Origin of the sequence: Sinorhizobium sp. CB7 (genome assembly GCF_041357635.1) — a bacterium.
Classification (GTDB): Bacteria; Pseudomonadota; Alphaproteobacteria; order Rhizobiales; family Rhizobiaceae; genus Rhizobium.
The window spans coordinates 184,968-195,222 of sequence record NZ_JAULLL010000013.1; the positions used below are offsets into that span (position 1 = coordinate 184,968).

The 10,255-nt window shown below is 58.3% G+C and carries 8 protein-coding genes and 2 pseudogenes; 5 read left to right on the top strand and 5 right to left on the bottom strand.

Going from position 1 to position 10,255, the window contains the following annotated elements; genetic code table 11:
- Nucleotides 1–4: 4 nt before the first annotated feature.
- The 3 genes from AAE029_RS24290 to AAE029_RS24300 form a co-directional block, all read right to left on the bottom strand.
- Nucleotides 5–1,354: an extracellular solute-binding protein gene (locus AAE029_RS24290; RefSeq protein WP_371075465.1), complete on the bottom strand. Its 1,350-nt coding sequence runs from the start codon at nucleotides 1,352–1,354 to the stop codon at nucleotides 5–7.
- A gap of 282 nt (nucleotides 1,355–1,636) precedes the next feature.
- Nucleotides 1,637–2,551, bottom strand: coding sequence for a polyphosphate kinase 2 (gene ppk2, locus AAE029_RS24295; protein ID WP_371075466.1), 915 nt, complete (start codon nucleotides 2,549–2,551; stop codon nucleotides 1,637–1,639).
- A 228-nt stretch (nucleotides 2,552–2,779) separates the two neighbouring features.
- Nucleotides 2,780–3,055, bottom strand: coding sequence for a hypothetical protein (locus tag AAE029_RS24300; protein ID WP_371075467.1), 276 nt, complete (start codon nucleotides 3,053–3,055; stop codon nucleotides 2,780–2,782).
- Here AAE029_RS24300 and AAE029_RS24305 point away from each other — a divergent pair.
- Both AAE029_RS24305 and AAE029_RS24310 read left to right on the top strand, forming a co-directional pair.
- Nucleotides 3,043–3,642: a HupE/UreJ family protein gene (locus AAE029_RS24305; RefSeq protein WP_371075468.1), complete on the top strand. Its 600-nt coding sequence runs from the start codon at nucleotides 3,043–3,045 to the stop codon at nucleotides 3,640–3,642. The genes AAE029_RS24300 and AAE029_RS24305 overlap by 13 nt on opposite strands.
- 244 nt (nucleotides 3,643–3,886) lie before the next feature.
- The gene (locus AAE029_RS24310) at nucleotides 3,887–4,690 is read left to right on the top strand and encodes a GNAT family N-acetyltransferase (RefSeq protein WP_371075469.1); all 804 of its coding nucleotides are present in this window, start codon (nucleotides 3,887–3,889) and stop codon (nucleotides 4,688–4,690) included.
- 16 nt (nucleotides 4,691–4,706) lie between these two features.
- On the opposite strand, the gene mntR is transcribed toward AAE029_RS24310, so the two are convergent.
- A complete protein-coding gene (gene mntR, locus AAE029_RS24315; protein WP_371075470.1) occupies nucleotides 4,707–5,162 on the bottom strand; it encodes a manganese-binding transcriptional regulator MntR in 456 nt (151 codons plus the stop codon).
- 181 nt (nucleotides 5,163–5,343) lie between these two features.
- Here mntR and AAE029_RS24320 point away from each other — a divergent pair, with 181 nt between their 5' ends.
- The 3 genes and pseudogenes from AAE029_RS24320 to AAE029_RS24330 all read left to right on the top strand — a co-directional run.
- The gene (locus tag AAE029_RS24320; protein ID WP_371075471.1) at nucleotides 5,344–6,489 is read left to right on the top strand and encodes a multicopper oxidase domain-containing protein; all 1,146 of its coding nucleotides are present in this window, start codon (nucleotides 5,344–5,346) and stop codon (nucleotides 6,487–6,489) included.
- Nucleotides 6,486–7,688: a ZIP family metal transporter gene (locus tag AAE029_RS24325; RefSeq protein WP_371075472.1), complete on the top strand. Its 1,203-nt coding sequence runs from the start codon at nucleotides 6,486–6,488 to the stop codon at nucleotides 7,686–7,688. The genes AAE029_RS24320 and AAE029_RS24325 overlap by 4 nt, the downstream gene beginning before the upstream one ends.
- Nucleotides 7,689–8,025: 337 nt before the next feature.
- Nucleotides 8,026–8,991, top strand: a pseudogene (locus AAE029_RS24330) (hypothetical protein); the annotation flags it as partial.
- 842 nt (nucleotides 8,992–9,833) lie between these two features.
- On the opposite strand, the pseudogene AAE029_RS24335 reads toward AAE029_RS24330, so the two are convergent.
- Nucleotides 9,834–10,255, bottom strand: a pseudogene (locus AAE029_RS24335) (hypothetical protein); the annotation flags it as partial.

The following is a 10,255-nucleotide window of genomic DNA, read 5'->3' on the forward strand; positions in this document are numbered from 1 at the left end:
GATCTCAGCGGATGACGATCTTGTCGCCGAGCGTGCTCTTCAGCTCGCTCTCGGCATCGTTGACGGCGGCGTCGACAGTCTTGGCGCCGGTCCAGGATGCTTCGAGATTCTTCCACATGATGTTCCAATAGGTGCCGAAATCGGAATTATTCGGCATCGCGTTGGCGTAGGGCAGCAGGCGTTCGGTAGCTTCACGCGTCCAGCGGTCGGCTGAATAGAAGTCGACACCGGATTCCGACTTTGAAATGCCGAGATGGGCCGACTTGACGGCATGCAATGCATTGGTGCGCGGCTCGGAAGCGATCTTGACGAGCTGAGCGGCAATTTCCGTGTCTTTATCGCTATGACCTGCGGCAACCAGGTAGACGAGCGGATGCGTCAGCGTATTGGCCTTGCCGCCTTCGCCGGCCGGGATCAGCGTAAAGACGATATTGTCGAAAAAGTCCTTCAGACCTTCCTGGTTGACGAGGCGCGCATAGTGCCAGGTGCCGGCGTCCCAGATGCCGGCCTTGCCGGTGGCGACTTCCTTCCACCACTGGTCACCGGGCATACCGATGTGGTTCTTCTTCGTCACGCCCATCGAGACGGCGTCAGCGAAGAACTGATAAGTGCGCTTCATCGCTGCCTTGTCGAAAACGAGCTTGCCGTTTTCTTCCATGACGCCACCGAAGCTCGTGTAAAACTGCCAATAATCCGGGCCGTTGCTGTTGCGCGGATAGAAGCCGTAGCCGGGCTGGACGAGGCCCTTGTCCTGCATCTTCTTGGCGTCTTCGAGCAGGTTCTTCATCGTATATTTGCCATCCTGAACGCTCTGCGGCAGCGCGTCGAGATCGGTGTCGCTGTAGCCGATCGCCTTCATATGGGGCTTCCAGAAGAGCATCGGGCGGGATTCGGCATCCTGCGGGATACCGTAGACGGCACCGTTATAGGAAGCGATCTGCATCAGGTTTTCATAGATGTCGTTCAGCGGCCAGGAATCCAGATCGACATAGTCTTCGATCGGAACGATGAGACCCGCCTGCGACCATGGCGCGATGTCTTCGTGCCCGGTAACGACGATGTTCGGCGCCTTCTTGGCTTCGGCCGCGAGCGTGAAAGCCTGCTTGAATTCATCCCAGCCGGCGGAATAGGCCTTCTTTTCGACGGTGATCTTCAGATCCTCGCCCTTGAGGGCGGCTTCGCGCTGAAGCTGCTGGGCGGCAATCTCGATGGCGTCGAGGCGATAGACATCGTTCGGACCGGTGCCGCCGGCCCATACGCTGATGGTTACGTCCTTGGCAAAGGTGAGGGCGGTAGTCGAAGCCAGGATGGCAACGGCGACCGTGGCACGCTTCAATATCGGCAAAATAGTCATTGTCCTGATTTCCCTGAAGAGCAGTTGGAGGGATCTTTCAAAGCCTTCCAGCGGTGTGATCAGGGCCGCTCGGAAAACTTCGTAAAAAGCATCAACAATGTTGGCTCTAGGGGGAAAACATAACGTGCCGATGACAAATTGAGCACGTGTGCAATTTTTCTGTCGGCATGAGGATGCGCAGCTGCCGAAGGCAGCCGAAGCGCTACCGTGGACGAGTCCAATTTCTTTCCATGTCAGCGTTCAGGGCCACCCTGCGCTACCGGAGAGTGGCCGCATACATTATCAATAGACTTCCGGAACATACATTTCGGGAGGAACCGGAGCGCGGTAGTAATCCGGGTTGCGAATCCGTTCCGGCAGGACGATGTCCTCCTTCGGCACGTCCTCATAGGGGATCTGGCCGAGGAGATGCGCGATGCAATTGAGGCGCGCCTTCTTCTTGTCGACAGCCTGGACAACCCACCACGGCGCTTCCGGAATATGCGTGCGCTCGAGCATCTCCTCCTTTGCCTTGGTGTATTCCTCCCAATGAACGCGGCTCTGCAAATCCATCGGCGAAAGCTTCCACTGCTTCAGCGGATCCTGGATACGCATGTTGAAGCGGAACTCCTGCTCTTCGTCGGTGATCGAGAACCAGTATTTGAGAAGAATGATGCCGGAGCGGACCAGCATGCGTTCAAATTCAGGCACGGAGCGGAAGAACTCTTCCAGCTCATCCCTGGTGCAAAAGCCCATCACGCGTTCGACACCGGCGCGGTTGTACCAGCTGCGATCGAACAGGACCATCTCGCCCGCGGTTGGCAGATGAGGCACATAGCGCTGGAAATACCATTGGCTTCGCTCGCGCTCCGTCGGCGCCGGCAGCGCGACGACCCGGCAGACGCGCGGATTCAGGCGCTGCGTCACACGCTTGATGGCGCCGCCCTTACCTGCGGAATCGCGACCTTCGAAGAGTACGACGACCTTGAGCTTCTTGTATTGCACCCAATCCTGCAGCCGCACGAGCTCGTGCTGGAGCTTGAACAGCTCGCGGAAGTAAATTTTGCGATCGAGCGTGGGTTCCCCACCCTCGCCCATGCCTTCGGCGACCAGATCGTCGAGCCTGTCTTCCTCCATCTGCATTTCCAGCTCTTCATCGAAACTGTCGACAATTTCGCTCTTGATCCGGTCGAGTTGCTCTTGAGTGCCTGCGATCATTGTACGCTCCCGTGGTCTGGTGTGCCGGATAGGGCATGCTGTGGCGGCACGCATTGCCCCGATATTAAGAGGCTATTGGCGGATAGTGAACCTGATGTGACAGGGTCATGGGCAAACCAAGCGTCTGCTCGGATGCGCTATCGCCTTGAATCTATGCGCAATCCCGCCATTCGAGGTCGTCCGCTGTAATGCCGCGTCGAGAGATCGAGCGGCGGCGCTCGGCTGACATCAAGCGATGGCCTGGCCTTGCTTCAGTTGCTTCAGCTGAAGCGTAACCGCGGCAAGAGCCTTGCCGCCTCCACTATCTGTCCGTAATCCTCGATGACAGACAGCGACGTGAGCTGTCGAGCCAATGTGAGCCTGCAAAAATTTAGGGCGGCTGTAACGAGATAAAAATTTACTTTGCGCTGTCACATGCTTAGTTTTCTCATGAAGAGTTGGATCGCGGCCGGCGGCCGCGTGGTTTTTAAAACTCAAAGGGGAACTAAATAATGAAATCAGCATTCAAAATCGGCCTGCTCGCCCTTGTCGCAGCCGCCCTTCCAGCGGTCGCTTCTGCGCATCCTGCCATTGGCGAAGCAGCCGGTTTTTCGCATGGATTCACTCATCCGATGTCGGGCCTCGATCACATCCTTGCCATGGTGATGGTCGGTGTTTTTGCATTTCAGCTTGGTGGCCGCGCAACCTGGCTCGTGCCCACCACTTTCGTGGCGGTGATGGCGCTTGGTGGCGCGCTCGGCATTGCCGGCATCGATGTTCCGCTTGTCGAGATCGGAATCGCGCTCTCTGTCATCGTTCTTGGCGCGGTCGTCGCCTTGAACCTGAAGGCTCCGCTTGCCGTAGCGATGGGCGTCGTCGGCCTTTTCGCCATCTTCCATGGTCATGCGCATGGCACGGAAATGCCGGAAAATGCGGCAGGTGCAGCTTATGCGGCTGGTTTCATGATTGCGACCGCCCTGCTTCACGTCGCAGGCCTCGGGCTTGGCTTGGTGGTTGGCCGCGCTGCAGAGCGTCAAGGCTCCTTCGTAACCGGCGCTGCAGGCGGGATTGCGGTCGTAGCCGGCGTGGGCATCCTGATCGGCTGGGTCTGATACGGATCAGATCCAGTGCGGTTCGGCCTTTGACGTAAGCAGAACCGCTTCTCACCAATTCCGAACGGAAAACCGCTTCGCACTTTTCCTGGACATTCCGGAAAACTGATCGGTCATCGTGTTCCCCTCGATGCCGAAGCTGCACCACCGCTACAAATGAAATCCATCTTTCGAAAGACGACACGATCCTGCAACACGCATAATCCCAATTCTCGCGTGAGATTTGGAGAACAAGGATCAGCGCATGGTCGTTACAGCATCGGAAGCGGTCGAATCGGTCCAACAGTTGGCGAAGACCTGGCGGGCGATCGTCGATGATCGGGGTTCCGGCGAAGTCTGCGACCTTCCCGGCCTAGCGATTCGCTGGTCTGACACCAAATTCGCCTTCTTCAACTGCATCACGTTGACTGATATCGGTGCCGACACCCGACTGCTTGACGAAAGGCTTACGCAAGCGGTTGCCTACATGCGCGCAAGATCCGGATCCGGCCTGATCTGGCTGTTCGAAGACCTTCTCGATGAATCCGCACGAAAAGCATTGCCCGAGGCGGCCAAACGCGCCGGCCTCAGCCTTGCACTCACCGGATACGGCATGGCGGGCGACTTCCTGCCGATTGCCGAGCCTAGTCATCCAGACCTGCGCTTCGTCCGCGTGACGACGGAAGAGGAACTGACGGCTTACGCAGATCTGAATTCCCGCGCTTACGGCATACCTCTTGAGGCGGGTCGTGATGGACTTTGCGGCTCGGCGCTCTGGAAATCCGGGATGTACACCTATCTCGGTCTCGAGAATGGCATTCCGGTGTCGGCTGCCGCGACCGTTGAAACAGACGGTTGCCTGTTCCTGGCGCTTGTGGCGACCGCGCCTGAGGCGCAACGGAAGGGCTATGGTGGGGCGACCGTTCGCAAAGCGCTTTATGAAGGCGCAAAAGCGACGGGGCTGACCCGCACTGTTCTCCACGCCACCGAAGCTGGTTTTCCGGTGTATAAGCGCATCGGTTACGAGAGCGTCGCGACGATCCGGTTCTACGGCCTCAGCGAGACGTAGCCTGATGCTGACGCGTTCAGCCCTGCTTGGTCAGATATGACTTGAAGGCATCCAGCGTCTCGGCGCTGACGTGGTGCTCGATGCCTTCTGCGTCAATGCGGGCCGTTTCCGCACTGATTCCGAGCGAACGAAGAAAGCTCTCGACGATCTGATGCCGCTCACGGCTCTTTTCGGCAAGTTCCTTGCCGTCCGCTGTCAGAAACACGCCGCGGTAAGGCTTCTGCTGTATGTATCCATCCGCCGCGAGACGCTTCAACATCTTCGCAACGGTAGGCTGAGCGACGCCGAGTCTTTGGGCAATATCGACCTGACGGGCTTCGCCGCCGTCGGCGATCAGATCGGCAATCAGCTCGACATAATCCTCGACCAGCTCCGTCCGGCGGTTGTGACGCGTCTGGCGGAAACTCTCGACCTGTGCGTCGGCGTCGACAAGGGAGCCTTGGAAGCTCTCGGGAGCGGGTTTGACCGACATGGAATTTCACAACCTCTGCATTCTCTCAAACCGAGATATAGTAGGGGCTATACCATATGACAAGCGACTAAAATTGCTCACCGAGCATGTGGCTTCGCTCGACACATTCAGCAATATAGCCATTGCTATATCATTATCTGTATGCTTTTATTGATTGAGTTTGCTATATGAGGATTTGACCATGCGCCGCTGGCTGCCATTCGATCTCGACCGCCGAAGTTTCCTCGGCGGAGGCCTTCTCGCCGCAGTCGGGGCCGCCGTGAGCGCCCGCGAGACTCTCGGCCAATCGGAGGCCTCGCAAAGCCATGCAAATCACGGCGCCACCTCAGCGACCCCAGCAAATGCCGCAAGCATGCCGCATCATTCGACAGCGCACGGGGCGATGATCACGGTCGGTGATGTCGACAGCACCAGAAACGGGTTCGATCCGACGGCCATGCTGACCGATTGGGACACGGGCAGTGTGTCGACGCTTCCCGACGGGCGACGATTGCGCAGCTATGAGCTGACGGCGGAGGACAAGGAAATCGAGATTGCGCCGGGTGTGATGTTTCCCGCCTGGACCTTCAACGGCCGCGTTCCCGGTCCGGCATTGCGGGCGACCGAGGGCGACCGCCTGCGCATTACCTTCAGGAATTTCGGATCGCATCCACATTCCATGCACTTTCATGGCATCCACGCCGCCCGCATGGACGGCGTTCCGGGCGCCGGCGTCATCCAGCCGGGCGAGGAATTCGTCTACGAGTTCGACGCCAGGCCGTTCGGCTGCCATCTCTATCATTGCCACGCCCTGCCGCTCGCACGGCATATGCACAAGGGGATGTACGGCATGTTCGTCATCGATCCCGACCCGGAGAAACATCCCGAATTCGCCGATGTCGCGCGCTCACGGCTGCTCGGCACAGCGGAGAATGCCGAATGGCAGGAAATGGCGATGGTCATGAACGCCTTCGACACCAATTTCGACGGAGAGAACGAGTTCTACGCCTGCAACACGATTGCCCATTGCTATGCCAAACAGCCGATCAGGATCGCGCGGAACCGGCCGGTGCGCATCTATCTGGTCAACGTGACGGAGTTCGATCCGATCAACTCCTTCCATTTGCATGCGAATTTCTTCAATTACTTCGAACAGGGCACGACGCTGACGCCGACATTGAGAACCGTCGACCTCGTCACCCAATGCCAGGCGCAGCGCGGAATCCTTGAATTCAACTTCGCCGACCAGGATCACGAAGCTGGTCTCTATATGTTTCACGCACACCAATCCGAATTCACCGAACTCGGCTGGATGGGCATGTTTGACGTGGTCGAGGCGGTATCATGAACGAACGTGCCATCATCGAAGAAGCACAGAGCGTGAAACGCCGGCGAGGTCGACGGAACCTGCTGTGGCTGCTTGCGCCCTTGACGGTGCTCATTGCCGCTCTCTGGTGGCTCGTCGCCGCCAATCCGATTTCGAAGTTCGATAACGGCGCACCACCGGTCGAGAACCTGACGGTCGAAAGGACAATGCTCGACAATGACGGACTGCGCCTCCTGGTACGGGGCGGCGGCTCCGAGGCGATGAACATCGCCCAGGTGCAGGTGGATGCAGCCTATTGGCAATTCCGCCAGACCCCTCCCGGGCCGATCGAACGAGGCAGCACGGCCTGGATCGCCATTCCGTTCCCATGGGTCCTTGGAGAGGCCCACAAGGTGACACTCGTCACCGGCACCGGCGCCACCTTCGAACATGACATCCCGGTCGCCGTGCCCACACCGGTCGCAACCGCCAGCGGTCTCTTGTCCCAGGCTATCCTTGGTGTTTTTGTCGGCATCCTGCCGGTCGCCATTGGCCTGATGTTTTATCCGGCGCTACGGGACGCCGGTCCTTCGACAATGAATTTCCTCCTTGCGATGACAGTCGGCCTGCTTGGATTCCTTTTCATCGATACGGTCGAGGATGCGCTTGAAATCGCGGGCAAGGCGGCGGCTCTTTTCCAGGGACCGGCCATGGTCATTCTCGCGTCGGCTGCGGCGTTCCTGTTGCTGATGGCAATTTCCCGCCGGCACGGACGGCCGAGCGGTCTCGCACTCGCCACTTTCATTGCGCTCGGCATCGGACTACACAATCTTGGTGAAGGGCTTGCCATCGGCGCGGCATTTGCCGCAGGAGCAGCGGGACTCGGTACCTTCCTCGTCATGGGCTTCACGCTGCACAACATCACCGAGGGCATCGCGATCGCCGCGCCGCTCTTGAAGGCAAGACCGCCGATCTGGCGCTTTGCCGCCCTAGCGCTGCTGGCGGGCGGACCGGCCGTCCTCGGCATGTGGCTTGGCAGTCTTGCCTATTCCCCGCAATGGTCGGCGCTCGCCCTTGCCATCGGCGCGGGCGCGATACTCCAGGTCATCATCGAAGTGGCAGCCACTCTGACGCGATCCTACGAGGCGCGCCTTGCGGGGTTGTTGACCGCGCCGGTGCTTTCGGGTGCTGCAGCCGGCGTCGCCTTCATGTATGCAACGGCGATGCTCGTGAAGATCTGAGGCTTCTGTCTCTCGATGCTGCTATTGGCCACCGAGAGATGCGAACTGGTTCCTTTGGGATACTACCCGATCGTCTTGCCGAAACGGGCGTGTTCGCCGGACGTTGTGTCCGGGTGCCGTGTTGGATTGGGGTGTCAGGGTACAGGCGAGGGGAAAATTGCGCGCGGTTTTCCGGCCACGTCCCGGTCTAATCTATTAGAATCGATCACGTTTATAACTTTCAGTCGGTTCGATCCATCGCGATCGAAGGGGTGTCGTCGGTATGGTTCTTTGATCTTATCCCGCGATCGTTGATAAAAGAAGCATGGCCTATTCGACAGTTCTTCAGCGAGAGACGATGCAGACGAATGTGGATGACGCCGGGCGGGAACGGCTTTTGGCCATTCTCGATTTCTGGCACAAAATCGAGTTCTTCATTCCTTACGATCTTTCCGCCCGTACAGTCTTGGACGAGGGTCGAAGTGTTTTCTGGTTACACGCCAAAACACTTGAGGATGACGGTGTTGCACTTAGCCGTCCCTCGATTCCCGAGGAGAAGCAGATTACTGGCTTTGCTTTGTTTCTCAGCGTTTTCAGCAAGTCCGAAATTGCCGACGTCCGTAAGCACTTCGACAGCGTTTCCTCCGATAGTGCTGAATATGAAGATGCCGAACGCGGTGAACTCGATGGCGATACGTGCTTTGCCAGTCTGCAGCTCGACCCCTTGGGACGCCCAATTTTTGAGACATTTTCCATTTCCACGCTCCCTTGGGCGCTCGGACGCGTACAGAAAGCTGGTCTCTCGTCGCTCAGCCTCGAGGCATTTATCGACAGCAAACGGCAATTGTCGGAATTACTTCAGAACTTTCGCGCACAACGGCATCTGAGATCTTCGGCGTTCGAGGACGCAGCCGATCAGCCATTCACTGCTGCCGAAATCCTGATGTTGCATGAATTGCTCTGCGACTGGGCCGGCTTCGCGCCGCAACAGGAAAAGCCCGTAGCGCTTGTTGAAATACGATTTCAGAACAGGCCGGAAAAGCCAGATTTATTATCGTTGCCACCATCGCAGCACAGCGATGGGCTCACCGACGAGGACAAGGATGAAAGCGCAAGCCTTGAAACGGACATCGGCATCCTGAACAGCTTCTTCATCGAGGACATCGAGCAAGCGATGACTTGTGTCAGGCATGGCGTGATTCCGGAGCCGTTGAGACAATATCTCACTCCTCTTGAGCATAAGGAGCGGATCGATCTCTACTCGGAGGAGGGGCGCCGGGCTCTTCTAGAAGTATTACACCCGCACAACCTCAACCACGGACGCTAGTTCAGCAAGCCTGGCGGCTGAATGCACGCTTCCGGTTGGCGCCTGAAGGGCACGTCCTACATGCTGCGCTCGATCCCGATCTGCACGAAGCAAACTACTTCTTGCGCCGTTCTTTTTCGAACAGCGCAAGTTCGGAAGAGCAGCCGAGCTGTTCGAGAGGGCTACACAGATGCGGTCCGACGATTACCGCTTCGCAGCTTTGTCGGCATGCGTCTATTTCAGGCTTGAGCGGCGTACGGACACGGAGAGAGCGGCCACGGCTGGGCCGAACGTGAACTCCGTCTGCATCCAGAGAATTCCAGTCCTGCCCAACTGGGGGCATTGTGCTGGCCCATCTCGGCGAGAGGGACCGCGCCAAGGAATGGGCGGCGCGCACCTTGGCCATCGATCCGGGCGACCTCAATGCCATGGACAACATTGCCATGTGCCTATTATGCACATGGGAGAACATGAAGCGGTGCTTGACCTACTGGATCAGGTCGTTCCGAGGGCGTCCGTGCATCGCTTCCGGTGAAGCAGCGATCCTGACCTCGATTCGGTCCGCGATCATCCGCGCTACAAAGACTGGTCGAGAGAACCATCGTCCCTCCCGGACGGCCGCACGTGGGCGACGGAAACGACGCCGCTCGCTCCGGGGGCGTTCGTGTTTGCGTGTAACAGGGTTGTTCCGGGAATTCGAACCGAGAATGTTCTTGCCGACCGTCACGCGAACCGATTTACCGCCACCTTTGTCCCAGGTTTTGCAAACTTCCTTGCCGCCATCCAATTCCTTCCAGGTGCGGCAGAACTCCAGCCCATTCCTTCCTGCAGGAAGTCCCGTCGGGAGGTCCGAGCGAAGCTCATACAAACTGGAAATCCGCCGACTGCAGGCTCGACACGGCCACGTTCTTCAGCGTGATGGTGTTGTCCGCATCGGCGGTGATGATCGTGTCGTTGCCTGACAGGATCGATACGGCGAGCAGCGATGCCCAGTCGGCAAAGGTCGTGCGATCGATCTTAATAGTATCATGTGCCGTGCCAGACACCTCGAAATACATGATAGTATCGTGACCCCAATTAGACGCATAGACGAAGAAGTCCGCGGCTGCTCCACCAATAAGGATGTCGTCGCCCGCGCCACCCGTCAGCGTATTCGACCCAGCGGCGCTGCCCACGATCCGATTATCGAGCGCATTGCCTGTCCCGGCAAAGGCTGCCGTGCCCGTATAGGTCAGGTTCTCGACATCGCTGCCGATCGTATAGGCCGCCAGCGCGGTCTTGA

What these genes read in the sequence shown, in the direction of transcription:
- AAE029_RS24290 (WP_371075465.1), bottom strand. Translation starts at nt 1,354, where the DNA reads ATGACTATTTTGCCGATATTGAAGCGTGCCACGGTCGCCGTTGCCATC.
- ppk2 (WP_371075466.1), bottom strand. Translation starts at nt 2,551, where the DNA reads ATGATCGCAGGCACTCAAGAGCAACTCGACCGGATCAAGAGCGAAATT.
- mntR (WP_371075470.1), bottom strand. Translation starts at nt 5,162, where the DNA reads ATGTCGGTCAAACCCGCTCCCGAGAGCTTCCAAGGCTCCCTTGTCGAC.
- AAE029_RS24305 (WP_371075468.1), top strand. Translation starts at nt 3,043, where the DNA reads ATGAAATCAGCATTCAAAATCGGCCTGCTCGCCCTTGTCGCAGCCGCC.
- AAE029_RS24320 (WP_371075471.1), top strand. Translation starts at nt 5,344, where the DNA reads ATGCGCCGCTGGCTGCCATTCGATCTCGACCGCCGAAGTTTCCTCGGC.
- AAE029_RS24300 (WP_371075467.1), bottom strand. Translation starts at nt 3,055, where the DNA reads ATGCTGATTTCATTATTTAGTTCCCCTTTGAGTTTTAAAAACCACGCG.
- AAE029_RS24310 (WP_371075469.1), top strand. Translation starts at nt 3,887, where the DNA reads ATGGTCGTTACAGCATCGGAAGCGGTCGAATCGGTCCAACAGTTGGCG.
- AAE029_RS24325 (WP_371075472.1), top strand. Translation starts at nt 6,486, where the DNA reads ATGAACGAACGTGCCATCATCGAAGAAGCACAGAGCGTGAAACGCCGG.